Below are 25214 nucleotides of genomic sequence, written 5' to 3'. Positions count from 1 at the left end.
GCAGCCGGAGACAGGATTACATGCGCAATTATTTCAGGATGCTGATCGCCGTGTTCCTCATCCCGCTCTCGTGGGGGATCCGGGGGGTGCGGGCGCAGGAGGATGCACCCAACGTCCTCTTTTTTCTTGTGGATGATATGGGCTGGACGGACAGCTCGGTCTACGGATCGACGTTCTATCCGACCCCGGCCATGGAGCGGCTGGCGGAATCGAGCGTCCGGTTCGTCAACGCCTACTCGGCCAGTCCGCTCTGTTCGCCCAGCCGGGCATCGATCATGAGCGGGCAGTACCCGGCCCGGCACGGCATGACGACGGCCTGGGGCCATACCCCGCAGCGCGAAGACGATCCCGACTACCAGCGCGAACATGTGCCGGTGGGCTCGGAATACCTGCTCCCGTACAGCCGCCGCGTTCTCGAACTCGATCAGTACACCCTGGCCGAGGCGTTCCGCGACGCGGGGTACAGGACGGGGTTCGTCGGTAAGTGGCACATGGGCCTCGCGCCGGAGTACTGGCCCGAAGAACAGGGGTTTGAGTCGACGTTTCACGGCGCGCCCGATCCGGGCCCGCCGAGCTACTTCTCGCCCTACCGCTTCCGGGCGGGGAATGTCACGGACGGCCCGGAGGGCGAATACCTGACCGACCGCGCCACCGATGAGGCGCTCGGGTTTCTGAGGAGCCGGGACGACCGCCCGTTCTTCCTCTGTCTCTGGCACTGGGGGGTTCACGGCCCGTTTCAGGCCAAAGAGGATCTGATCGAGTACTACCGGAATCACCCGGACCCGCGCGGCGTCCAGAAGAGTCCGACCTACGCGGCTATGATCCACAGCGTCGATGAGAGCCTCGGGGATATCCTCGACTACCTGGAGGAGGCCGGCCTCGACGAGAATACCATCATCGTCTTCACCTCCGATAACGGCGGGGTCGAATGGAAAGGGGTTAAGGCCGACGGCGGGGTCCCCGCCACGAGCAATGCGCCGCTGAAGAAGGGAAAGGGGACGATTTTCGAGGGAGGATCGCGCGTGCCGGCGATGATCCGCTGGCCGGGGGTCGCCGACCGGGAACGCGTGAGCGAGGCGGTCATCACGGGGGTCGATTACTATCCCACCCTGCTTGAGATGTGCGGTATCGCGAAGCATCCCGACCAGACGATCGACGGCGTGAGCCTGGTCCCGACCCTGAAGGCGGGCACGCCGCCGGATCGCGAGGCGATCTACTGCTTCTTCCCGCATAATTTCGGCGAGCGCTCGCCGGCCGGGTGCTGGGTTCGGATGGGCGACTGGAAACTGATCGAGAATTTCTACGTCTCCGATCTGCATCCGGACCGATACCAGCTTTATAACCTGGAGGCCGACCTCGGCGAGACGGAAAATCTGGCGGAACAGTATCCCGAGCGGACACGGCAAATGGCCCGTATGCTGAAGGACCATTACAGGACCCTCTGTGATCGTCCCCCGATCCCGAATCCCGATTACGATCCCTCGCTGCTGCCCGTCGCCGGATGGAACGGAGCGGACCGGCACAGCGGATGGCCGGAGACGGACGCCGGCACCCTGATCGTCACCGGACGCGGGATCTCCACGCGCGGGCTGCCGCGCGAGACCGGAAGCCTGGCGCTGCGATGGACGGCGCGCAGCTCGCGCGAAGGGCAGGGGCGCTTCTTCTGGTCCGATCGCAGCGACTGGCAGTTTCGAAGGGAACGGAGTACGGAATTCCGGCTTCAGGGCGACGGGCGCCGGCATGACTATATCATGGATTTTGAGGTCGGGGACGAACTGATCGGGGTGCGTATCGATGTGCCCCGCGGTGAGGACCCCGTAGTAATGGAAGAGATCGAGCTGCTCGACGGAAAGGGCCGTGTGCTCAGGCGGTGGGATTTCGAATGAGTTGTAAACCGCATGAGCGTACACGCGGATGGAGGGCGCCCGTCGCGGTGAGGGCGGCGATCCCCGGGTGTGTCATCCTTCTTGCAGCCGCGCTCTGCCCGACCCGGGGAACGGCGGCGGGAAGCGCGGTCGAGATCACTCGCGAGGCCGAAGCGCTCGCCGAACACATCCTGAAGGTCCGCGGAGCGCCGCTTCGGAATATCGAGGGACTCGAACGGATCGATGCGCGCGATTTCGGGGCGGTGCCCGATGACGGGCGCGAGGACGGCGAGGCGATCCGCCGCGCGATGCAGGCCATAAACCGTAAAGGCGGCGGCGTGGAACTCGTGTTCGAGCCCGGCCGCTATATGGTGGATCCGGGTGCCGGCTTGAGTAACGCTGCGGTGGCGGGCCTCATGCTGAGGTCGGTTGAAGATGTGGTGATCGACGGACGCGGCGCGGAGATGGTGATCCGGCGGCCCGAGTGCGGGTTCTTCCGGGTCCGGGACTCGAAACGGGTCATCGTCCGCGATTTCACCATCGATTACGATCCCCTCCCGTTCACCCAGGGAACGGTCACGGACCTCGATCGTCGTGCCGGCTGGATCGACGTGCGGGTCGACCCCGGATTTCCCGCTCCGGCCGATCCCTTTTTCGAGTCCTTCAACTCATGGGGCATGATCAAGGATCCGGCGCATCCCGGAAAACTCAAGGACGGCGTGCCCAACTTCATGATGCGGGATTCATGTGAGGATCGCGGCGACGGCGTCTTCCGGATCCGCCTGAAAGAGCGGTCCGGATCCCGGGGATGGGAGACCATTGAAACCGGAGATCGCTACGCGCAGGTCGGCCGCGCCTCGGGCGGGTGCCGGTTCGACGACAGCGAACGGATCACCTTCGAACGCATTACCTACTACGCCTGCCCGGGATCGCTGTTCGTCGGCACGACCACCTCACGTCTCAATGTGCTCGACTGCCGCAGCCGTCTGCGCGACGGACGCATCCTGACGAGCGGAGCGGACGGGGTGCACTGCCAGGCCGCGCGGGTCGGCCCGTGGATCGAGGGATGCGAGTTCGAGGGGCTTTCCGATGACTGCCTCAATGTCTACAGTACCCCGCTGTATGTGCTCGACCGGCTCGACGACCGGAGGCTCCGGATGACGCGTCCGGAGCGGATCCGGGCGGGCGACCGGCTCGCTTTCTTCCGCCCGCAGACCGGACGGGTCCTCCACGGCGGGCGCGTGGAGTCGGTGCGGGACGGGATCGTGACGTTTTCCGCGGCGGTCCCGGATCTCGAACTCGCGCCGGAGGGAACCCCGTTTGACCGGCACGACTGGAAGATCTACGATCACGCCTACAACCGCGATGCGACCGGGAACTATTTCGTGTACCGGGACAATTACATGCACGACGGGCGGAGATACGGGGGCTTTATCAAGGCCTCGTACGGGCTGATCGAAGATAACCGTTTCGAGCGATTGTCGAATCACGCGCTGTGTATCGAGAATACCCCCGACTGGCCCGAGGGATTCTGGGCCCGGTATCTGGTCGTGCGCGGGAATCGGATCATCGACTGCGCATTTCTGGAACGGGAGCCGATGGTTTCCGTCGACTGGCTGACACTCGGTGCCCGTTCATCGGGGATCCCGATGCAGACCGACCTGTTCTTCATAAACAATGAGATGCGCGGCCGGTTCAATCCGCCCGCGCGATTCCGCTGTACGAAAAGACTGTACCTGGAGGGTAACCGCCCGGAGTGCGAACGCTGATAATCTATTAGAGCAACAAATTACGTATGCGGAGCAGGCCGCTGAACAGAAGGAAATCCGTAATGGCACAATCCCGAACCGGACAGAAAAGTCAGCTGGACATCTTCAAGTACGCCGTGGGTGACGGCGCGTTCTCGATCACGATGAACGGCATGAGCAACTTCGCCATGATCTACCTCACCCAGATCCTGGGACTCAATCCGGCGTGGGCCTCGCTGGCCATCAGCGTCGCCATTTTCTGGGATGCGATCACCGATCCGATCATGGGTCACATCTCGGATAATACGCGAACCCGCTGGGGGCGGCGCCATCCGTACGTGCTGATCGGGGGATTTCTGAGCGCGGCACTCTTCGTCTCCTTCTGGACCCTGCCGCAGCTTCTGAGTTCGCCGGTGCTGATCTTCATCGTCGCCCTGGTGCTCAACCTGATGATCCGCACGGCCCTGACCGTATACATGGTGCCGTATACCGCGCTGGGCTTCGAGATCTGCCCCGAATACGAATCCCGCGCACGCCTGCAGGGGGCGCGGTTCTTCATCAATCAGACCTGCAACTTCCTCTTCGGCGCCATGGCCTGGTCGCTGTTCTTCCAGGAGGAAATGAACGAGGCGGGTGAGATGATCGACGGTGCCCTGATCCCCGGAAATTACCTGCTCATGGCCATTTCACTCGGTGTGGCGATCATGACGCTGGTGTCGATCTGCTGCTGGGGTACCCGCAACTACGCGGTGGACAACCGGAAGGAACCGGTCGAAGGCAACTCGATCCGCGATTTCTGGGTCGACTTCTCCTCCATCCTGCGGGATCGGCTCGCCCTGGCCGTGTTCGGCTTCTTTATGCTCGCCACGCTCTCGTTCATGCTCATGGCCCAGACCCAGATGTTCACCTACGTCTTCTTTATGAAATTCAGCGCCTTTGAGAAGACCTTTGTGCACGGGGGCGGGATGCTCGCCTTCGCCTTCGCCTCGCTGAACGTGTCCAGGCTGGTCCGCCGGTTCGATAAGAAGCCGGCCGGATTTATCGGGATCGGGATGGCCGTATTCGGGGGGCTGAGCCTGCTGGCCGTGTTTATCGGCGGCCTGATGGAGCCGGGGCAGATCCCCTTTACCCTGTTCGGAAAATCGTTTTCCGTCGCCACCCTCGTGTTCGGCCTCCTGCAGATGTGCTGGTGGGGCGGTTGCGGCTTCCTCGTACCGCTGGCCAGTTCGATGATCGCCGACGTCGCGGCGATCAACGAGCAGAATACCGGCAAGCTGAAGAATGCGGGCTACGCGTCGGTGTTCACGTTCTGCGCGAAGGCGGCGGGCTCGATCGGGATGTTTATCTGCGGCTCACTGGTCGGCCTGGCCGGGATCGTCTCGGGCGCCACGGACCAGACCCCCGAGGCCGTACGTAACATCGCCATCCTGACCTTCATCAGCGGTCCGGTCGTCATCTGCATCGCGGGAGTGTTCCTGTACAAATACCCCGTCACCCGCGTCCAGATGGAGGCGTTTGAAAAACGCGAAGACGCATGAGGGTGAGAAGAGGACATGGTGCGCGGGCCTTGAAATGAGGGAGGGCGCATGAAACACAAAAGCGATTATAAGGGATTCACGCTGATCGAGCTGCTGGTGGTCCTGGCGATTATTGCCCTGCTTGCGGGTCTGATGTTCGGGGCCTTTACGAAGATGCGTGCCATGGCCGACGCGACCGGTTGTATGGGCAACATGAAAACGCTCGGGACGGCGGTTCAGCAGTATACGGCGGATCACGACGGCCGCATGCCGCTCATCAGGATCCAGGGCGGGTTCTGGCATTGCACTGCACAGAGCTGGTGTTCCCCGGCGCTGGATCCGGAAGGACCCCACGGGAGCCGCGACGTCGGGATCGGTCCGTATATCAATTATGATATCGGGGACCATTACGGCGAGCGCTACGATCCCAACGACCCGTCGACCCGGCTCCCCGATGTCCTGCGCTGTCCGGCCGATCGCCGGTACTTCGAGGATCCGGACGCGACGCATCCCTACCTGGAGCCGTCGTACGGATGCAATGTCGAACTCGGAAACCTCATGCTCGGCCCCACCTACCGTCCGCAGCTGCGCTTTGCTCAGATCCGCTTCCCGTCGAAGTTCATCGTCCTGGCCGAGAGCGGTCACGCCGCCGAGGAAGTCGAAAAGTACGGATCAGGGCAGATGGCCTGGATCCTCTCCGGCCGGGTGCCCTCCCAGAGCGTCTGGGGAGGGCGTCACGAGGGTCGGGGCCACATCCTGTGGGCCGACGGACACGTCAGCCTGACGGATGTCCGCCTCGTAAATAATTTTTCGGCGGATCCTTTCAAGATGTTCTTCTGGCTTCCCGAGGAACAGTTCAACGATGATTATCGGGAACAATGCGAGGAATTAAGGCGCGAGCTGTCCAACTGATCCTGTGAATGCAATGCCCGGGTCCCCTGACCGGCTCAAACAGTGAGGTGTTTCATGACGAATCGACGAGATTTTGTAAAGACCGGTGTGCTGACGGTCAGTCTGCTTAACCGGGACCTGGCGTTTTCTTTCGTCCCCGACGATTTTTATGATTCGGGCGCGTACGACAACGCGATCCCGTTCCGTAAACCGGCCCGTACGATCCGCGAGGTCGTGCCCGGATTCCTCTGGGCCGATGCCGCCGATTTCGGAAGCTACGGCGGATGGGCGCTGGACACCCAGCACTCCGGGTTTATGGGTTCGTCCTACCTGATCGCCCACGGCGCGGGAACGCCGGTCGAGGATGCCGGCCTGACGATTCCCGATGTCCGGCCGGGCCGCTATCGCCTCTGGGTTCGGAGCCGCAACTGGATCCCGGAACACTCGCCCGGCCGGTTCGCGGTCCGGATTAACGGGCAGGATTCCGGGATCGAATACGGCGCCCAGGGTGAGAAGGGCTGGAGCTGGCAGGACGGCGGGCTGCACGAGCTTCAGGGCGGCACGGTCGAAATGACGCTGCGCGACCTCACAGGATATTACGGGCGCTGCTCCTCAATCATACTGACGCGGGATACGGATTACCGGCCGCCCGCCGACCTCGAGGCGTTCCGGCGGGAACGCGCACGGCTCAGTGGCGAATCCGACCAGCTGCAACGCAGACCCGAGTACGACGTCGTGGTCGTCGGGGCCGGCACGGCGGGCTGCTGCGCGGCGATCGCTGCGGCACGCCTGGGCATGAAGACCGCACTGATCTCCGATCGCCCCGTGCTCGGCGGAAACGCCAGCGTGGAAATCGGCGTGCCGGTCCAGGGCGCCGCCTCCCAGCATCGATTCGCCCGCGAGAGCGGGATTATTGAGGAGGCCGGACGGATCGGCCTGGTGAATGAATGGGGCTCGATTATGAGCCGCCCGTTCGCCACCCTCATCGAGAAAGAGAAAAACCTGGAGGTGTATGAGGATACGCGCGTCGAGGCGGTGGAAAAGAGCGGGACGAAACGTATCCGCGCGGCCCTGGCGCGCCATACCCTCACCGGCGGCCGATCCCGCATCCCCGGAAAGATGTTCATCGATACCTCCGGCGACGGATGGCTCGGCTATTACGCTGGGGCCGATCACCGGGTCGGACGGGAGCCGCGATCGATGTACAATGAGAGCTACGCGCCGGAAAGGGCGGACAACATCACGATGAGCGGCTGCCTGCGCGGCCCCCGCGAGGAGTATAAACGCTGCCTGTTTTACCGGACGGTCCGGGAGTCCTCCCCGCAGAAGTTCGAGACGCCGCCGTGGATCTACAGGCTCCCGCCCGACTGGATCAACCGTCGCGGCGACGATCAGCGCCTCGAGCGGGTGGCATGGCACGGTACCTGGTGGCTGGAGCACCACGGGGAGGTGGACGATCTGTGGGATCCCGAATACGCGCGCGACGCCCTGCTCCGTATCAATTTCACCTTCTGGGACTACATGAAGAACAAGTGGTCCGAACGGTCCCGACTCTCGAAGCACCGGCTCGACTACGTCCCGTTCATGGTCGGCAAACGCGAGACGCGGCGACTTCTGGGCGATTACGTGCTGAATCAGAACGACTGCGAGTCGGCGCGTCCGTTCGAGGACGCGATCGGCCACACGGGATGGCCGCTCGATGTCCATGCTGCGGAGGGTCTCTTCTCCACAACCGGGCCGTACGACTGCGCGGTGAAGATTCCGATCGCGCAGATCCCGTACCGCACGCTCTATTCGCGTAACATCGAAAACCTGCTGATGGCCGGACGCGCGATGAGCGTCTCACATATCGCGCTGGGCACCGTGCGCGTCGAGGGCCAGACCTCGATCACGGGGCAGGCGGCCGGTACGGCCGCGGCGCTGGCGCTGCATCGTCGGACCACCCCCCGGGGCGTGTACCGCAGGCATATGGACGAACTGCAGCAGCTCCTGCTGAAGCACGATCAGTACATCCCCGGCGTGCGCAACCGCGACCCGGAGGATCTGGCACTCCGCGCGGAGGTCCGCGCCTCCAGTCAGTTCGTGGACGCGTCCAACCCGTTCCGGCGCGAGATGGAGAGCAGCGAAAGGGGGCGCTGGTTCGAGCTGAATATGGCCCGCGGCGTGTTCTTCCCCTGGGAGGCGGGCCGGCGCCTGGAACGCATCAGCCTTCCGCTCGAAGCGAAGCGCGATGCGGAGATTACCCTGCATCTCCGCGCCGCAGGATCCGGGAATGACCTGTCGTCCGCAACGGATGTCGCCACCGTGACCCGACGCATCTCCGCCGGGATGAAAGGGTGGGTGGATTTCCCGATCGACCGGGAGATCCCGACGGCCCATGCCTGGATGTACCTGGAAACCGCGGAAGGTGTAAGCTGGAGACACTCAAGCCTGAATACGGAGGGGGTCTTCCGGTTTTACGGTCGACCGGGCGTCTGGCAAAAGGTGCAGGGCGATGCAATGACGTTCGCGCTGGACCCCGACCCGGTCTTCACGGAGCGGAGGGTGTACGCGCCCGTGAACGTGATCAACGGGACGGCCCGGCCGACGGAGGAGGCGCCCAACATGTGGATCTCCGACGCCGGTGAACCGCTCCCGCAGTGGATCGAACTCACGCTGGAACGCCGGGCGAAGGTCTCTTCGGTGCACTGCGTCTTTGATACGGATCTCAGCGTAACCATGGGCAAGCAGCGCGATGCGCATCCGGATGTCTGCGTGCGCGATTATACGATCGAGTGCCGGACGAACGGGAAGTGGAAAAACGTTGCGCGGATCCGGGGAAATTATCAGCGGTTCCGCCGACATGAGTTCCCCGCATGCGTGGCGGATAAGGTGCGCCTCACGGTCGAGAGTACCCACGGCGCGCCGCAGGCCCGTGTGATGGAAATACGCGTCTACGGGGCATAGGGAGCGGTCGCGCTGAGATATCGCGACCCCCTCTCCCGTTTATTCTCGCAGAGGCGCAGCGAGCGCAAAGGGAATAAAGAGGAATGTGGAACAGGGGAGAAAGGCTCTTTACCTGCACGCTCCGCGCGCTTTGCGAGAAACTTCTTCCGGAAGCCTATAAAAAAGCGGTCCGGAATAACCCACTTCCGGACCGCACTCATTCACCGTTTTGCGCCGAATCAGCGTATGCGGCGTCGGATGAAAAGTAACGCCGCGCCGGTCGCCCCGATCAGGCCCATGGTGGCCGGCTCGGGGATCAGGTATCCGTTATTGTCGAGCGAGTAGTCGCCGGATTCCCCATCGATCCGGATCACGCTCAACTGGCCGCCATCCAGTCCGCTCTCATCTGTTCCGAAGCGAATCTCGTCCTTGCCTAACTCGAATCCGACGAGGTTGAGCACGGAAGTATTCGTCGACCAACCGTGGCCGGATGAATCACTGAACCACAGACTCTCGGCTTCCTCGTCGCTGAAATCTATGGTCAGCGTGAATCCGCTGCCTCCGTCCAGGAGTAAAAGGCTGGCGGTATTTGTATTGCTGAAGCCGTTCAAATCGAAACTCGGCGAGTAGCTTGATGCGGCGGTTCGGAGCATGGTTTCGACCTGATGATCAGCCCCCAGGCGAAGATCGCCACCCTGGAAAAGTACATCAGAGAGGGATGAATCGCCAACGACGCCGTTGGTGTTGGCAAAGACTGACCAGCCACCTCCAGCCACGAACCGCGAATCAGAGCCGCCGTCTGCGTCCGTGACCGCGCCCCGGAAAAACGCGGGCGAACTGCTGCTGTTTTTGCTATTGGCGTGTGCCGCATTGTAGAGGTCAACGCCTCCATCGTAGTAAACCGTCACACTATCCAGCGGCATAAGGATACTGCTCCCGGCGTCGTTGAGAATCAGCTTGCCGCCGAACCTGACCGTACCGCCGCTGTTATTGTCACCGGCTCTGAAATACGTGACCCCGGTACCGCTGTTTGTCAGCGAGATATTATTGTTGAGCGTCTGGGTCTGCCCGCTGTCCGCGTTGAGGTTCAGCGTGACGTTGGGCTTGTCATTTGAGCTGGCGACCGTGATGGTCCCGCTTCCGTTGAAGGTATACGCCCCGCTTACGATAAGAAAGTCGTTATAGGAATCCCCGATCGTATAATCGGAATCCACGTCGACCGTAAAACTCGAGGCCGTGGAGTCGAATGTCAGTTCGTCCCCCGGCCCGGGTACCGCCCCTCCGGCCCAGTTGCCTCCGGTGCCGAAGTCATTCGATTCATCACCCTGCCAGTTGATATTCGTTGCCTGCGCGGCCGCCGCGAAGGCGCAGACCGTCAGCATCGTCAGTATTTTTCGCATAACTGTACCCTCCCATTGTAATTAACGTGCCCCGGCGCACCACGCGCCAACCCTTTGTACAGAGACACTAACACCCCTCAATCATGCGTCAATGATAAAATTATAATAAAATTGCACACGGTGAAAATTGGTTATTAATGACGAAGCTGCTGGTACTATAATAGTATGTGCCGTTACGAAGCTCATCCCGTTAATCTCTTTGCATCGGAACGGGGAGTTGTTAGCGTAACGGAAAATCGAAGGGAGACTCGATGAATGTATTTGTCTTCCTTCTTTCCTGCGTAGCGGCGCTGGGTGGTTTTCTGTTCGGGTTCGACAGCGGTGTGATCAACGGAACGGTGGGGGCGCTGCAGGAGGCATTTGGCACCTCGGAGGTCGGGTCGGGGTTCAACGTAGCCTCGATGCTGCTCGGCTGCGCGGCGGGCGCCTTCTTCGCCGGTCGGATCGCCGACTGGCTGGGACGCCGCTGGGCGCTGATCGTCGCGGCGGTCTGTTTCGGTGTCAGTGCATGGGGTTCCGGTATCGCGGGCGGATCGGTCGAGTTTGTCATCTACCGCCTGATCGGCGGGATCGCGGTCGGCGGCGCAAGCATCATCAGCCCGGCGTACATCAGCGAGATCGCTCCGGCGGCCGTCCGCGGGCGGCTGGCCTCGCTCCAGCAGATGGCGATCGTGCTGGGACTCTTTGTGGCGTTTCTGAGCAATTTCCTGCTGGCCGGCGTCAGCGGCGGGGCCTCGGACCCGCTGTGGGGATTTCAGACCTGGCAGTGGATGTTCTGGATGGAACTGATCCCGGTGGTTCTTTTCTTCCTGGGACTGATCTGCATCCCGGAGTCGCCCCGATTCCTGGTTGCGCGCGGAAAATATGAAAAGGCCGAATCGGTTCTCGCGCGTGTTGATCATCCCGACGACGCGCCGGCGAAGGTCGAGCAGATCCGGGGTACGCTGAACGCGGCTCACCGGCCCAGCCTGCGGGACGTGCGGGACACGGCCCGGAAACGCATCTACCCGATCGTCTGGGTCGGGATCCTGCTGGCCGCCTTTCAGCAGCTGGTCGGAATCAATGTGATCTTCTACTACGGTGAAGTACTCTGGGAGGCGGCCGGATTTACGGAGGAGAACGCGCTGCTGATCAACGTGATCAGCGGGGCGATCAACATCGGAAGCACGATCGTCGCCATCCTCCTTGTCGATCGGGTCGGCCGGAAGCCGCTGCTCGTCTGGGGGTCGGCCGGTATGGCGGTCTTTCTCGGGCTCATGGCGCTGATCTTCGCGGGATCGGAGGTCGATGCGTCCGGCAATCTCGCGCTCACGGATATGGCCGGCGTGTTTGCGCTGCTGGCCGCCAACGGGTACATCATCTGTTTTGCCGTCACCTGGGGGCCGGTGATGTGGGTGCTGCTCGGCGAGATGTTCCCGAACCAGATGCGCGGCGCGGCGCTTTCGCTTGCCGGGCTCTCGCAGTGGGCGACGAATTTTGTGGTCACGATAACCTTCCCGATGCTGCTCAGCGGAATCGGTCTCGGCGGCGCCTACGCCTGTTACGCCTTCTTCGCGCTGCTCTCGGTGTTCTTCGCCTGGAAATTGATCGCGGAAACACGGGGCAAGACGCTCGAGGAGATGACCGGCGGGTAAATCTTTTGCCGACGGCGCGCTCGTCGGAGGAGAGACGCAATGAACGGCATGCGACGACGTAACTTCCTGACCGCCGCGGGCGCGGCCGGTGGCGCGGGGGTGCTCGGCGGCTGCAGGATGATGACACCGGGCCTGAAACCCCCGAATGTGGTGTTCGTATTCGCGGATCAGTGGCGGGCTTCGGCGACGGGATATGCGGGGAATCCGGATGTGAAGACGCCGCATCTCGACCGGCTGGCGTCGGAGAGCTTCCGTTTTAAAAACGCGGTATCGGTCTGCCCGGTCTGCAGCCCGGCGCGGGCGTCGATCATGACCGGACAGTATCCGCTGACGCACGGCGTTTTCGTGAACGATGTCCATCTGCAGCAGGACGGCCCGTCGATTGCCGAGGTGTTCAACGAGGCCGGGTACGCCACCGGCTTTATCGGCAAGTGGCATCTCGACGGACACGGGCGCAGCAGCTATATCCCGCCGGAGCGTCGGCAGGGGTTCGGGTTCTGGCAGGTGCTGGAGTGTACGCACCGCTACAACGATTCGCTGTATTACGATAACAACAACCCTGAAGCGAAGCGGTGGCGGGGCTACGACGCCATCGACCAGACCCGCCACGCGGTGGATTACATCCGCAGTCACGGGGACGCCCCGTTCGTGCTGTTCCTCTCCTGGGGTCCTCCGCATGCGCCGTACCTGACCGCACCTGAGGCGTATCGGGCGATGTATGATCCCGGAAAGCTGACGATCCCGCCGAATGTGCCGGAGCATGCGGAGGACTTTATTCCGCCGGCGAAGTGGGACGAGCACGCCGCGATGGAGCCGCGCGACCGCGTCAGGCGGATCATGGCCGGGTATTATGCCCACTGCAGCGCACTGGATGCCTGTATCGGCCGTCTGCAGCAGGCGATCCGCGATGCGGGCCTCGAGGAGGATACGATTTTTGTATTTACCGCCGATCACGGGGATATGCTCGGATCGCACGGACTCTGGAAGAAGCAGTGGCCGTATGACGAGTCGGTCTGTGTCCCGTTCCTGCTGAAGTATCCGGGGGTCGGAAAGGGCGGGCGGGAACTGGAGGCGCCGTTCAACACACCCGACATTATGCCGACGCTCTGCGAGCTGTGCGGCGTGCCGGTGCCCTCGAGTGTCGAGGGAGACAGCTTTGTTCCGGTTCTCAAGGGGGCGCCTGCGTCGGACGATGCCGCGCTGATCGTGAACATCCATCCCTTCGGGCAGTGGTCCGCCCGGCGCGGCGGGAGGGAGTGGCGCGGCGTCCGTACGGCCCGGCATACCTATGTGAAAGATCTGAACGGGCCGTGGCTTCTGTTCGATAACGAGTCCGATCCGTACCAGCGGAACAATCTGGTCGACCGTCCGGAAACGGCGCAGTTGCAGCGCCGCCTGGAGCGCCTCCTTCAACGCAGGCTCAGGGAGACGGCGGATGATTTCGCCGACGGCATGACGTTTGTGCGGCGTCAGGGCTATCCGGTGGATGAGACCGGAACCGTGCAGTACGAGGAATAGCGACCTTCAATCGCCCGAGCTCCAGCTCGGCATTTTTCTCTCCTGGGAACGCCGAGCTCCAGCTCGGCATTTCTCCCCCTGGGAACGCCGAGCTCCAGCTCGGCATTTTTCTCTCCTGGGAACGCCGAGCTCCAGCTCGGCATTTTTCTCTCCTGGGAACGCCGAGCTCCAGCTCGGCATTAATTATCTATTTCCAACGGTATCCACGGGACCGGTAAAGCCGGGGCCGCCGCCGGCGACGTAACCGTCGCTGCGTCCGCTCCGGTCTCTGCTGACCCAGAAGGCATAGAGCGAACCCTTCGTCAGCTCAAAATGGAATCGAACCGGTTGTCCGGCCAGTGCGGAGAGATCGGAACCTCCCCTCCAGGTCAGCGGTTCCAGGGTGCTGTCTCCGGTAAAGGGACGGCTGTTGGACAGCGTGAACGGTTCAATGGGCTCGCCGTTCAGGTCGCGTATCTCGGCCCGCACCGCGCCCTGCGGAGCGGCGGCGTTGACGAACAGGTATTGGCCGGAAAAGGTGACGGGCCGGGTGGTGAGATATCCCTGTTTCTCCGCATCCATTGAGGCGAATCCGTCGCGGCGCAGAAAAGCGACCCCGGTCGCGCCGTTGGCGTACATCCCGCTGAGCATCGAGCGTTCGTTGGTATTTTCCGGGTCGCCCGCGAATCCCAGATAGTAAAACCACAGCCGGTCGTCCTGAACCACGCAGAGGTTGCCGAGCGACTGCACGTATCCGCGATCCCAGGTCCCCTCCCGGCGCGAGGCGGCAATGGCCATGTTCCGGTCCGGGCGGTGCCAGTGGAATCCGTCCCGGCTGTAGGCGAAATTCAGTTCCGTGATCTTCGGGGTGCCCTGTTCGGCGGCCTGCCGGTTCGGGGGTCCGCGGTGCAGCTCATAGAATCCGAGCATGATGCTTTCATACGCCACGGCATCCAGGTTGTAGAGCTGCGGCGTATTTTTAAGTTCCGGGTCGGGCGGATCCCGCCGGTCCGCCGCGGTCCAGATGACCGGTTGCCCCTCCTCCCAGCCTATACCCCGCAGGTTGAAGTCGTCCCACTGCACGCCGTGCAGGAAGTCATCCGTTTCCCAGTAGTGCCGGGATCGTCCCCGGAAACCGGAGCGGATGCTGAAGATCCATTTGTGGCGGAATGGATTATAAAACATCGTGCTTCGATCGCCCATGTTCCCGGTCCGGGTTCCCCCCCGCCAGTGGATGCCGTCCGGTGAAATATAACAGGTGCCCGGACGGGGACCGGTGCTGATGAACAGTTTATATCGGGCCGCCGGATCAGCGGTCCACGCATCGCGCACGACCGTCCAGGAGTCGACGTGGAGTCCTTCCGGCAGGGCCTGATTGGTGCCGGCGCGGATATCGAGTTCGGGCCGCTCCCAGTGGAGCCCGTCCCGGCTGACCGCGTAACAGATGGTCCCGATCCAGCCCGCTTCGTACCAGAGTTCAAAGAGCTGTTTGTCCGGATTCCACCATAACCCTCCGCTCTTGGGTCCGGCCAGCGGCTGCGGGCGGGAGGCGAGTTCGGGGAGCCGCGCGGCCAGGGCGGGGGGTTCCGTTCCCCTTTCCAGCGGGGTTTCCGGTTTCAGTACGGGATTACCTTCATATTTTTCGGGATAGTGGAAAGTCCGGGCCAAGTCCGTCTCCGCGATCAGGAAGTCGTCGACAAAAAGCTGGCGCCCGACATCAATCCGGATCACTTCAGGCGGGTGATCCAGATAGGGCACGGGCATCGGTTCGGTGGATACCGGATGCATATGCACCGGGGGCCAGGTCTCCGGAAGCCGGATCCCGTTATAGAGCTTTTTGCCGCGGTTGGATCTCCAGTCCGGTCCGGGCCGGCGGACCGCCTCTGAGAAGCCGAGGACTATGGTCCATACCCGGAACTCGAAGGTCTCGCCCTCGCGGACATACCGGCTGTAGACCCGCGCCGCGTCATCCGGATTCGTGCCGAACAGCTGGAAAGGGGGGGTGTCTTCAGGGGTGAAACCACGGCCCTCCACGGCCTCGTGCTGTGTGGATCGGGCCAGGATCAGAAGGGTTCCGGAGCGGGTTACGGTGAAACGGTTGTAGCCGATGAGATTCCGGATGAATCTCTTGCCCTCCAGTCGGGGCGGGCACTCCTTCAGGGTATACGGCCGGTTGGAGAAGAGTTTTACGCCGGGCGTAAACGTCGCCTGAAAGTGATCTGGCGTATCATGCCGGACCTCAATGGCGGCGGGAGCGGAGGCGGACATCGCGGAACGGGCGGCCGGCACGACCCGGAGCAGCCCGATCAATACCGATGCGAATACCAGCGTCCCGATCCCGTGTTTCACTTTCTGTTTCCCGCACTTTCTGATGTCGGCACGCCCGGATTCATCCCCGAAGGGTTCGATGATCCAGCCGGTCTCCGTAGAGGTCTTCCAGACGTACGGACAGCTTATCCCGGGTCGCGTCGAGGATGGTTACGGTCGCTCGTTCAAGTTCAGGCCCCCCGCCCACGACCTGAAGGATCGGTTCCGCCGCGGTCGGGTCGTCGAAACGCTAGTCATGGGTATGCCCGCTGACCAGCAGATCGAAGCCGGCCTTCTCGAGGGTCGGCATCCAGAGTGAAGCGGCATGACGCGACGACGGCCATTTCCGGTCGGTGTCCCGCAGACGGAGCGGGATATGACAGAGCAGGATCTTGAACGGGGCGTCCCGGACCTCCGGGGTATCCGCGACATCCGCCAGCCAGTCGGCCTGCCGTTCGCGCTCCCGGTCGAAGGCCCCCAGACCCTGCATCCCGGCGAAACTGGAATCGGCGCGGTCTTCCCCCGTGTTCATACCGACCAGGGCCAGCGGGCCGTCACGGGACACAAAATTATACGGCAGTCCGGGAACGGGACCGGCGGATAATGTCGATAGAACATCCCCCGCACGAACACCGCGGAACTCATGGTTCCCCACCACAAACAGAAGCGGGCGCTCCGATGCCCATCCGCCGCCGTGTGCGGTTCCGGGCCTGCGGCCCGGCCCGAGCAGGATTTCAGCCACGTCCTTATAGGAGTGGAAATCCGTGGTGGTGTCGCCGTTCCATATCAGGAGGTCCGGCGAGAGTTCGCGAACCCGCCCGGCCAGTGCCTTCAAGGTGCGACCCTGTTCGTGCGTGTCGTTCACGACAACGGCCCGGACCGAAGGGCGGTCGGGGTCGGGAATGCGCAGGGTTCGAACATCCGTCCACCCGCTGACGCCCCGGCGACGGTCGGGAAACCGGTCCGGATAGAAAAGCTCCTGTGCCCCGAAACGGTAGTAGATCGTTGATCCCGGACGCAGCGGCCGGTCGAACTCGACCGGGATCTGCAGGCAGCGTTCATCCCACTGAATCAATCCGCCCCACGTCGCGACGGCCCGGCGGTCCAGGGCGTCCGGCTCGGTCCCCCATTCCACCTCGCCGGTGCAAAGCCGGTCTACGCGCATATTCACGGAAAATCCGTGCTCCGATACATGCTGGACCACGGGCGGACTCGCTAAAAGCGGACCCGAAGGGGCCGCGCATCGTTCTCCCCGGCCTCCGCCGAAGCGGAATGGGCCAGGGTCGAGGGCAGGATCGTTCCCGCGGCGGTCCATTTGAAAAAGGTTCGTCTGTCCAGGGATCTCGTGTTCATGGGCTCATCTCCGGGTTCGGGGCGGTCTTCCACAGGGCCATCCTCGCGCGTGGTTCCAGTTTTAGCTGGAGATCCAGCCTTCGAATTGCTTTATATTGCACGGTATTATATAAAGGTGGTATTCAGCCGCATACGTCAATATCTTTTAAGGGAGATCCATTCGCGATCTTTTTTTAAGATGTTCAGAAGTGGCTGTTTGTATGGATATTGCGAATCGCTGTTAAGGATTCAATACGCGTATTATTCAGATAAAGGGGAAGGGTTTTTCATGAATACGATATGCAGCGGGACGTGGCCCCGCAGTTTTCGCGGGCTTCGGCCTTCCGGATGGCGTGTGCTCGCCGGTGCCGGCGCATGGTTGTTGATCGCCGGATGTGCGCAGGACGTTCCGGACGACGGCGAGCTCCGCAGCGGATATCCGCACCAGGTTCTGTTCCGGCAGGAGACTCCCGCGATGCTGGAGGCCTGTGAGGAGCGGATCGATATGGTTGTCTCGGATCACCACGTCTGGATGCGCGAGTACGCGGTCGAGTCGTTCGCGCAGCGCTACCCGGACAAACCCGTCCTCATCCATGTCGGCGGCGATTTCATCAGCGCCAACGCCTACCTCCCGCGGCAGTGGATGTCGGATCGCGGCCTGATGCGGGGGACGGTCCGGCGGAAGTGGATCGAACGGCGCGCCGGGTACGGGGAGGTGCTGCGCGAGGATTTCGTGCCGATGCCGGACTTCCCCGGCTTCTGGCTCTACGAGGCGGGTATCGACACCACAAAACCCGTGCCGCCCGGTCCGCGCGTGACCCTCTCCGTGCCCGACACGGAACGCTTCCGACCGCGCCGCGCCACCCCGAACTTCATGGCGGCGTCGCTCGAGCGGCTGACCGGGTCGCCAAATGTTCCGCGCACGGTGGTGCTGTGCCCGCGCGATCATTCGGGCGAACTGGACTGGAGCCGCGCGGAGCTGGGCGAGGTGACCGCGACCGATGCGGCGGCGGGCACGATTGCGGTGCGGCGCTACCGCGCGGAAAAGGCCGCCTTCCCCCCCATGGATGCGGGGACCTACGTGGCGGCGGCCGTGGGTATCTGGGACCGGATCGACACGTGGGGGCGCAGAAACCTCCCGGAGGATCACCCCTTACACTACCCTGTGATCCCCTTCATGCAGCCCAATTTTTCGCCCTATGCTCCGGTCGATCCCGATACGGGACTCAACGCGGCCCAGTGGTTCGCGTGCCATTTCATCGAACGCAAGGCGAAGTATTTTCCGCACAGTGACGGCTATGCGCTGGACGTCTGCAGCAGTACGTTCTTCTCTACGCCGAAGATTATCGAGCGCGCGGACTTCAATAACGACGGTCGCGTCGATCGCGGGTACCTGGACGGCGCGAGCTGGTGGGGACTGGGTATGCATGACTTCGTTTATTACCTGCGCGAGGGCGTGCCCGGGGTTTATGCCGGGATGGGCGATGCGCTGGAATTGACCTGGGACTCCACGGACACCGACGACCAGCGCTTCTTCCATCTGCTCAACGGCGGGGAGTTCGAACACACCATGATCCACGGCATGGGCTGGAGCATTGGGCAGCACCGCTACAGCTCGAATCTCGACCGCCTGCTGCTGTGGGGACGGCTCGCGCAGAAACCGAATATCACCTTCGTGAGCAATAAGCATCCCGACGACGCGTGGCACGGGGGCGGTGACCAGCGGCTCGAAGAGGAGCAGCGGCGGCGGCCGAGCTACGCGCTGTCGTACTGGCGGCTGGATCTGGCCTCCGCATGTATGGTGACCGGCCTCGCGCACAAGGACGCCATCCGCGCTCCTTCCGCGGCGGAGCTGCTGGATTATCCCGGACGTGCGGCGGAAGAGGATCGTTACGGCGCGAACCTGGCCCTGGACTACGACGAGTTTCACCGGGGCGTGGAGGACGTGCGCCGCTGGCTGGGTGCGCCGCTGACCCCGCCCCGGCGGTACCGCGGACATCTCGGTCCGGTGCTCTACGCATTCGACGCCGAAAGCGCGTTTCCGCGCATTGAGGCGGAGGACAGGCGCTGGGCGGCGCGCGAGCCCGAGCGGTCCGGGATGCGTACCCTGCGCTTCGAAGTCGAGCAAACGGGCCCGTTTACCGGAGACGAGGAGCGCTTTCACCTCTTTGCGCGGCTGCCGATCGATAACGTGCGGTTCGAGCCGATGGCCGAGTACGCGCTGCGGTTCAGGCTGCGCGGATCGAGTCCGTATGGAGCGATCGCGGATCGGTACCGTCCGATCCCCCGCGCGGTAATCCTGCGGCTGAAGTCCGGCGGGATGCTCGCGCCAACTTCAATCAAACCGGATGGGTACCATAAAACGGGATTCGGCCAGGAGATCCTTGCGTTTCCTGAGGAGCGCCGGGTCGACGTCACGCTGCAGGCCCCCGCTGCGGGTGCGGGCGAGCTGCAGATCGATCTCTCGGAGTCGCCCGGCACGGTGGAACTTGCGGGGATCGAGTTGCGGAAGGGCTGCGCGGATGTGCTCTACCGCGTATTCGAAAACGGCGTGGTCGTGCTTAACGGCTCGCGCGAAGAGGCGGTGGAGGTCGATCTCGCCTCCGTACTGCCGGGACTGAAGCTGCGTCGTCTCGACGGAATGCAGGATCCGGCGCACAACAGCGGCGAGCCGGTACGCGGCACGCTGCGTATCCCGCCCGAAGACGCGTTTTTCCTCGAACGCGCCATGCCCGCCGGGGCGTGGCGCGCGAAGGCGCGGGGACTATAAGAGACGTTTCGCGCGAAGGCGCTAAGACGCAAAGCAGGAGCCGGAGGGGGCGGGCGCAAGAGGCGCCCGCCCCCTCCGGCCTGTAGCTTTATACCAGAATCCCTGTCTCTTCCCTGCGCCTCTGCGTCCTGACGCGAGGCTTTTTCATCCTCTTCTAATGGATTCCACATAGATTCCGCATTCCCCGGCGTATCATGGTCGCTTCCGGCAGGTATGATCGTGGATTCTGATAACGAAATCGGGAAGATCATCGTGGATGCGGCGGTTCGGATCCACACCCGCCTCGGCCCGGGACTCCTGGAAACGGTTTACGAGTCCGTGCTGGCGTATGAGTTGCGCAAAAGAGGGCTTTCGGTCGATCGTCAGGTTCCCGTTCCGGTTCGCTACGAATCCATGTTGTTCGACGAGGTGTTTCGGGCCGATATGATTGTCGCGGGGAAGGTCATCGTCGAGCTGAAGGCGGTGGAGCGGGTGAAGAAGGTACACATGAAGCAGGTGCTCACCTATCTGCGCCTGTCGGGGCTGAAGCTGGGGTTCCTGCTCAATTTCAACGCCGACCTGATGAAATACGGCATTACCCGTCTCGTGAACGGATTGGGTGAAGATCGCGGGATGCCCCAGTAGATCGCGGGCCTCGGGCTTCCATATAGTCCCCGCATTTTACAGGGCGGGCGCTTCCTGCGTCCGCCCCTGACCCTTCTTTGCGTCTTAGCGCCTTCGCGCGAAACCTCTTTTTCTCTTCGCTTTGCGCGGAAAATACGGTCAGCCGTACGCGCGGAAATCGAACACCTCCGCGCGGGGGCAGCCCCAGGTGGCGTACACGACCAGCCGCAGGCTTTGCGCCGTGACCGGCTCGATGGTGTGAACGCGGAACCGCCCGATGTTACCGCGTTCGCGGACGACGGTGACGGGTTTCCCTTTCACGTCCGCGACGATGTCGTAATCACGGATCAGTTCGGGGTACATGCCCGATTCCATGACGGGGTACTCTCCCCGGATTGACTGGCGGTGGGTGTTGAGTTCGGGATTGAAGACCAGTTCGATCCGGCCCAGCCGACGCGCCTCCTTTAAGTCGAGTTCGAGCCATGCCGGATCGGACACATCAAACGGCCGGGAGGCCCAGAGGTGCGGAAGACCGTGCGGGCGCAGGTGTCCGTCGATCACGTTCCCGGCCGCATAGAGGCGCGGCTCGGGCTCCGCCCGGAAACACGGGGTGAACGGCCGGCAGACGAATTCCGTGTCGTAGCCGCCCCCGTCTTCAATTTCGGGGAATTGCAGGCCGAGCAGGCCGGTCAGGCGTGTCCGGTCGTAGCGGAGCATCACCGCCGGGTTGGCCTCGAAGACGAAAAAGAGCTTGAGCCCGTCGCCGGGCGGGGCGTCGACGTCGAACGTCACCCACTGGTCCCCTTCCTTCAGGTCCGTGGACGACGACGCGACCTCCCGGTGCAGTCGGTAGTTCTGGGGGCGGTCGGCGCTGAAGACGCGGAGGCGGACCCGTGAGGGTCTCCAGGCGTGCAGCCGGAACGCAATCCGGTCGATGCGCGGCTGGTCCACGGGGAGCAGAAGACCGGCGGCCTGATCGAGCGGGAGCCAGTGCGAGCCCTCTTCGATCCGGCACGGCTGTTCGGATGAGGCACGCACCCGCGCCCGGCGCGAGCAGTCGTCGTCCTCCAGAAGGCGGTAGCCGATGATCGACTGGTCCCCGCGGGCCAGCCGCCGCTGCAGTTCCGCCATGTGTTCGCGGCGGACGCCGTCGGGATCGGTTCCGGTTTCCAGCGCGAGCGAGGCGGCCGTCCCCGCCGCCTGGCCCATGACCGCCGTGGTGGCGATCACGCGGAGCACGCCCAGTCCCTCGTGCGAGACGCTGATGTCGCGTCCGGCGAAGAGGAGGTTGGGCACGTTGCGCGAGTACAGGCAGCGCAGGGGGATATCCGTGATCCCGGGAAGGTAATCGTGGGTGCACGCCGGGGCGGGATCGCGGTATCCCTTCGGCGGATGGATGTCCACCGGCCAGCCCGCGAACCCGATCGCGTCCTCGAACCGGCGCTGTTCGAGGAAATCGTTCGCGTTCGCCACATAGGGTCCCGTGAGGCGGCGTGATTCGCGCTTGCCCGGGAGGTGCCCGATCCAGTCCATCTCCAGCCTGGATACGTTATCGAAGCGACCGCTGTTCTTGATGTAATCCCAGAGCCCGTAAATAAGCCGCCGGGTATGCCGGCATACCTCGTCGTCATCGCGCACCGAGTCCTCTCCCGCATACTCCGCCCACCAGAGTCCGTAGAACGTGCCGTCCGGCATACGGTAGAACGAGCGCTGCAGGGCGTAATCCGGATCGAGAATCGTCCGCAGTTCGCGCACGTCCAGCGCCCAGTCCGGGGCCCGGAACGGCACCGGATGGCCGCGGTCGACGGTCGAGAACAGCAGCGTCGCGCCCATGGTCCCGGAATCCGCCTCCTCCGGCGCCCAGGTCTCGCCGAACTCGCTTTTCGCCTCACGCCCCGTGCGGAAATCGGCGCCGGCGAGATAGCCGACGACTCCGTCCCCGGAGCAGTCGATGAACATCGAGCCGGTGAACCGGTACGCCTTTTCCGAGCGGAGCTGCACGGCCTTGAGCGCCCGGATACGTCCGGTGTCATCGACATCCGCGCCGCACACGGAGGTATTGAGAAAGCACTGCAGGTTAGGTTCCGCGGCGACCATGTCGAAGTAGAGTTCGTCGTAATAGAGCCAGCGCCAGCGGCCCCCGTCCTGCGTGCGGCGGGCGAGCCGGAGGCTCATTTCCTCCATGATTCCCGTCTCGCGCGCATAGCGGTTCCAGCAGCCGTGATCGGCGCCGGAGGGCGTGACGCGCACCTCGCTCGATGCGCTGCCGCCGAATACGGGGCGGTCGGTGATCAGGGCGGTGTTCCGTCCCGCGCGCGCCGCGGCAATCGCGGCGCAGAGCCCGGCGGGGCCCGCGCCCGTCACGACCACGTCAGCCTCGACGGTGCAGTGGAGCAGTCCCCGGCCGGGCCGGCGTCCCGAAATCGTCTCAAAATCAACCCGGACTTCCGCGGGTTTCATCGTAGCCTCCTTACCTCTGTGCCGGGATATTCCCGGCTTCGCAATCAGCGACGGGCGATCCTAGCACCCGGATGCCCCGGGAGCCATGATTTTCCATTTTTTGCACACCGTGTTCCGATCCCGGGGCCGGAGGTTTTGCATTATGCGGTTCTTCCCGCTATCATGCCCCCCACTTGTACCGTAAGGAGTACCATTATGAACGGCTATGAAATGAATCCGGACCGCGAAATCGACCTCACGGATCTGTGGAAGCAGTATCGGTCCTACCTCCTCCCGGTGGTGATCCTGGTGCTGATTGTCGCTGCGGCGCTGACCTCCGTCTACACGGTCGACACCGAAGGCAAGGCGGTCGTCAAGCGATGGGGCAGGGTCGTCTCCATCAAGGATCCCGGCCTGCATCTGAAACTTCCGTTCGGGATCGATACGGCGATCTTCGTGCCCACGGAGCGTGTGCTCAAGGAAGAGTTCGGGTTTCGCACCGTTGAAGCCGGCCAGCAGACCCGCTACCGCCAGGGCTCCGTGGAAAAAGAGGAGTCGCTGATGCTCGCCGGCGATCTCAGCGTGGTCGACGTGGAGTGGGTCGTCCAGTATATGATCCACGATCCCGACGCCTTTCTGCATCATGTCCGCAATCAGCGCGAAAGTATCCGTGATGTCTCCGAGGCCGTGATGCGCCGCGTGGTCGGCAACCGCCTCGGGGCCGACGTCCTCACCGTGGGCCGGGTCGAGATCGCGGGTAAGGTCCGCGAGGAGATGCAGCAGATCCTGGATAAGTATGAACTCGGCGTCCATATAAGGACGGTGGAGATGCAGGATGTGACGCCGCCCGAACCGGTGAAACCCGCATTCAATGAGGTCAACGAGGCACGCCAGCAGAGAGAGCAGCTGGTTAACGAAGCGGAGAAGAAGCGCAACCGGGAGATTCCCCGGGCCCGGGGTGAGGCGGAGAAGATCGTCTCCGAGGCGCAGGGGTTTGCAGCCGAACGCGTCAACCGGGCAAAGGGCGATACCGCCCGGTTTCTGGCCGTGCTCAAGGAATACCGGCAGGCCCCCTCCGTTACGCGCCGACGCCTTTTCGTCGAGATGATGGAGGAGGTGCTTCCCGAGGCCGGGGGCATCTACGTGACCCGGGATCAGGGCCCCTCGCCCCTTCCGATCCTGCCGCTGCGCGATGCGCTGGACCGTCAAGCCAAGGAGAAGAAGTGATGAGCCTTACCGAAAAGAAAAACGGGGGCGTGCTTGCGGCCGCAATCGTCGTGATCGCGCTGATGGCCCTGGTAACGTTGTTTTCCGCGGCCTACACGCTCGATGAGACGGAGCAGGCGGTGATCCTGCAGTTCGGGGCCCCGGTCGGAGAACCGGTCACCAGCCCGGGTCTCCACTTCAAGACGCCGTTCATCCAGGAGGTCCGCCGTTTCGAAAAGCGCGTTCTTTCCTGGGACGGCGATCCGAACCAGATCCCGACGCGGGGGCGTGAATTTATCTCCGTGGACACCACGGCGCGCTGGAAAATCGTGGCCCCGCTCAAGTTCCTCAAGAGCGTGCGCAATGAGACCGGCGCGCAGTCGCGCCTCGACGATATTGTCGATTCCGTGGTGCGCGACCGCATGTCGAGTACGGAACTCACCGATATCATCCGTTCGCGCGACTGGGATGTGGAGGAGGAGAAGATCGAGGAACTCACTGTTCCTGTAGAGAAGAAAAAGGAAGAGCTGAAGAAAAAGGTCCGCGTCGGACGCGAAAAGCTGACACAGGACATCCTCGAAGAGGCCGGCAAGGTGATGCCCAGCTACGGTATCGAGCTGCGCGATTTCCGCATCAAGCGCATCAATTACATCAGTTCGGTCCAGAAACAGGTGTTTGACCGGATGATCTCGGAACGGCAGCGCATCGCCGAGGAATTCCGCGCCGAAGGTGAGGGCAAGAGCCAGCAGATCCAGGGGCAGACCCGCCGAGAGGTGCAGGAGATTATCTCCGAGGCCGAGCGCGAGGCCCAGGTCGTCCGCGGGGAGGCCGAAGCGGAGGCCACCCGAATCTATAACGAGGCCTACAGCGAGGATCCGGAGTTCTACGATTTCTTCCGGACCCTCCAGAGCTATCGTAAAACCGTGACCGGCCGGACCGTACTCTTCCTCGACGCCGACTCGGAATACCTGCACTTCCTGAACGAGGCCGGCGAACCGGAATAACGCGCGATACGCTTCTCCGGAGGGCCCCGCGTCGTCGGAGCCGGGGCCGGGGAGGGGAGAGAAGTTGTTGGGTTGT

At 63.1% G+C, this 25214-nt stretch carries 16 protein-coding genes; 11 read left to right on the top strand and 5 right to left on the bottom strand.

What is annotated here, in order from left to right:
- Positions 1-20 precede the first annotated feature (20 nt).
- The 5 genes from L21SP4_RS06545 to L21SP4_RS06525 all read left to right on the top strand — a co-directional run bounded on the left by L21SP4_RS06545 (position 21) and on the right by L21SP4_RS06525 (position 8967).
- On the top strand, positions 21-1886 hold the full coding sequence (locus tag L21SP4_RS06545) for a sulfatase (RefSeq protein WP_160300728.1): 1866 nt from the start codon (positions 21-23) through the stop codon (positions 1884-1886).
- Positions 1883-3634, top strand: coding sequence for a right-handed parallel beta-helix repeat-containing protein (locus L21SP4_RS06540; RefSeq protein ID WP_144413781.1), 1752 nt, complete (start codon positions 1883-1885; stop codon positions 3632-3634). The genes L21SP4_RS06545 and L21SP4_RS06540 overlap by 4 nt, the downstream gene beginning before the upstream one ends.
- Before the next feature lie 62 nt (positions 3635-3696).
- Positions 3697-5151: an MFS transporter gene (locus L21SP4_RS06535; RefSeq protein ID WP_052881903.1), complete on the top strand. Its 1455-nt coding sequence runs from the start codon at positions 3697-3699 to the stop codon at positions 5149-5151.
- A gap of 48 nt (positions 5152-5199) precedes the next feature.
- Positions 5200-6042: a prepilin-type N-terminal cleavage/methylation domain-containing protein gene (locus L21SP4_RS06530; protein WP_052881902.1), complete on the top strand. Its 843-nt coding sequence runs from the start codon at positions 5200-5202 to the stop codon at positions 6040-6042.
- Positions 6043-6096: 54 nt separating this feature from the next.
- On the top strand, positions 6097-8967 hold the full coding sequence (locus L21SP4_RS06525) for an FAD-dependent oxidoreductase (protein ID WP_052881901.1): 2871 nt from the start codon (positions 6097-6099) through the stop codon (positions 8965-8967).
- A gap of 218 nt (positions 8968-9185) precedes the next feature.
- On the opposite strand, the gene L21SP4_RS06520 is transcribed toward L21SP4_RS06525, so the two are convergent.
- Positions 9186-10346: a PEP-CTERM sorting domain-containing protein gene (locus tag L21SP4_RS06520; RefSeq protein WP_052881900.1), complete on the bottom strand. Its 1161-nt coding sequence runs from the start codon at positions 10344-10346 to the stop codon at positions 9186-9188.
- Between the two features lie 251 nt (positions 10347-10597).
- On the opposite strand from L21SP4_RS06520, the gene L21SP4_RS06515 reads away from it, so the two are divergent.
- Positions 10598-11980, top strand: coding sequence for a sugar porter family MFS transporter (locus L21SP4_RS06515; RefSeq protein ID WP_052881899.1), 1383 nt, complete (start codon positions 10598-10600; stop codon positions 11978-11980).
- A 39-nt stretch (positions 11981-12019) separates the two neighbouring features.
- Positions 12020-13498: a sulfatase family protein gene (locus tag L21SP4_RS06510; RefSeq protein ID WP_096335066.1), complete on the top strand. Its 1479-nt coding sequence runs from the start codon at positions 12020-12022 to the stop codon at positions 13496-13498.
- Positions 13499-13681: 183 nt separating this feature from the next.
- On the opposite strand, the gene L21SP4_RS06505 is transcribed toward L21SP4_RS06510, so the two are convergent.
- From L21SP4_RS06505 to L21SP4_RS13100, 3 genes are all read right to left on the bottom strand, one after another.
- Positions 13682-15826 (bottom strand): hypothetical protein, encoded by a 2145-nt coding sequence (locus tag L21SP4_RS06505; protein WP_052881898.1) that lies wholly within the window; start codon positions 15824-15826, stop codon positions 13682-13684.
- Positions 15827-16034: 208 nt separating this feature from the next.
- On the bottom strand, positions 16035-16949 hold the full coding sequence (locus tag L21SP4_RS06500) for a metallophosphoesterase family protein (protein WP_052881897.1): 915 nt from the start codon (positions 16947-16949) through the stop codon (positions 16035-16037).
- A 50-nt stretch (positions 16950-16999) separates the two neighbouring features.
- A complete protein-coding gene (locus L21SP4_RS13100; protein WP_160300724.1) occupies positions 17000-17137 on the bottom strand; it encodes a hypothetical protein in 138 nt (45 codons plus the stop codon).
- 268 nt (positions 17138-17405) lie between these two features.
- Here L21SP4_RS13100 and L21SP4_RS06495 point away from each other — a divergent pair, with 268 nt between their 5' ends.
- On the top strand, positions 17406-19886 hold the full coding sequence (locus tag L21SP4_RS06495) for a hypothetical protein (RefSeq protein ID WP_144413780.1): 2481 nt from the start codon (positions 17406-17408) through the stop codon (positions 19884-19886).
- Between the two features lie 219 nt (positions 19887-20105).
- Positions 20106-20510 carry a GxxExxY protein gene (locus L21SP4_RS06490; RefSeq protein ID WP_201774600.1) on the top strand — a complete coding sequence of 135 codons (405 nt, stop codon included), beginning with the start codon at positions 20106-20108 and terminating at the stop codon, positions 20508-20510.
- Between the two features lie 138 nt (positions 20511-20648).
- Here L21SP4_RS06490 and L21SP4_RS06485 read toward each other — a convergent pair whose 3' ends face one another.
- Positions 20649-22949, bottom strand: coding sequence for an FAD-dependent oxidoreductase (locus tag L21SP4_RS06485; protein WP_052881894.1), 2301 nt, complete (start codon positions 22947-22949; stop codon positions 20649-20651).
- Between the two features lie 195 nt (positions 22950-23144).
- On the opposite strand from L21SP4_RS06485, the gene hflK reads away from it, so the two are divergent.
- A complete protein-coding gene (hflK, locus tag L21SP4_RS06480; protein WP_082116587.1) occupies positions 23145-24155 on the top strand; it encodes an FtsH protease activity modulator HflK in 1011 nt (336 codons plus the stop codon).
- A complete protein-coding gene (gene hflC, locus L21SP4_RS06475) occupies positions 24155-25138 on the top strand; it encodes a protease modulator HflC (protein ID WP_052881893.1) in 984 nt (327 codons plus the stop codon). Before hflK ends, hflC begins: the two co-directional genes overlap by 1 nt.
- Positions 25139-25214: the final 76 nt, after the last annotated feature.

Source organism: Kiritimatiella glycovorans (assembly GCF_001017655.1).
Taxonomy (GTDB): Bacteria; Verrucomicrobiota; Kiritimatiellia; order Kiritimatiellales; family Kiritimatiellaceae; genus Kiritimatiella; species Kiritimatiella glycovorans.
Note: the sequence above shows the minus strand (reverse complement) of the source record. Positions and strands in the feature narration are given on the sequence as shown.

Bases quoted from the DNA above. Each gene is read 5' to 3' on its own strand.
- L21SP4_RS06545 (WP_160300728.1), top strand. From the start codon at position 21: ATGCGCAATTATTTCAGGATGCTGATCGCCGTGTTCCTCATCCCGCTC.
- L21SP4_RS06540 (WP_144413781.1), top strand. From the start codon at position 1,883: ATGAGTTGTAAACCGCATGAGCGTACACGCGGATGGAGGGCGCCCGTC.
- L21SP4_RS06535 (WP_052881903.1), top strand. From the start codon at position 3,697: ATGGCACAATCCCGAACCGGACAGAAAAGTCAGCTGGACATCTTCAAG.
- L21SP4_RS06530 (WP_052881902.1), top strand. From the start codon at position 5,200: ATGAAACACAAAAGCGATTATAAGGGATTCACGCTGATCGAGCTGCTG.
- L21SP4_RS06525 (WP_052881901.1), top strand. From the start codon at position 6,097: ATGACGAATCGACGAGATTTTGTAAAGACCGGTGTGCTGACGGTCAGT.
- L21SP4_RS06520 (WP_052881900.1), bottom strand. From the start codon at position 10,346: ATGCGAAAAATACTGACGATGCTGACGGTCTGCGCCTTCGCGGCGGCC.
- L21SP4_RS06515 (WP_052881899.1), top strand. From the start codon at position 10,598: ATGAATGTATTTGTCTTCCTTCTTTCCTGCGTAGCGGCGCTGGGTGGT.
- L21SP4_RS06510 (WP_096335066.1), top strand. From the start codon at position 12,020: ATGAACGGCATGCGACGACGTAACTTCCTGACCGCCGCGGGCGCGGCC.
- L21SP4_RS06500 (WP_052881897.1), bottom strand. From the start codon at position 16,949: ATGCGCGTAGACCGGCTTTGCACCGGCGAGGTGGAATGGGGGACCGAG.
- L21SP4_RS13100 (WP_160300724.1), bottom strand. From the start codon at position 17,137: ATGAACACGAGATCCCTGGACAGACGAACCTTTTTCAAATGGACCGCC.
- L21SP4_RS06495 (WP_144413780.1), top strand. From the start codon at position 17,406: ATGAATACGATATGCAGCGGGACGTGGCCCCGCAGTTTTCGCGGGCTT.
- L21SP4_RS06485 (WP_052881894.1), bottom strand. From the start codon at position 22,949: ATGAAACCCGCGGAAGTCCGGGTTGATTTTGAGACGATTTCGGGACGC.
- hflK (WP_082116587.1), top strand. From the start codon at position 23,145: ATGAACGGCTATGAAATGAATCCGGACCGCGAAATCGACCTCACGGAT.
- hflC (WP_052881893.1), top strand. From the start codon at position 24,155: ATGAGCCTTACCGAAAAGAAAAACGGGGGCGTGCTTGCGGCCGCAATC.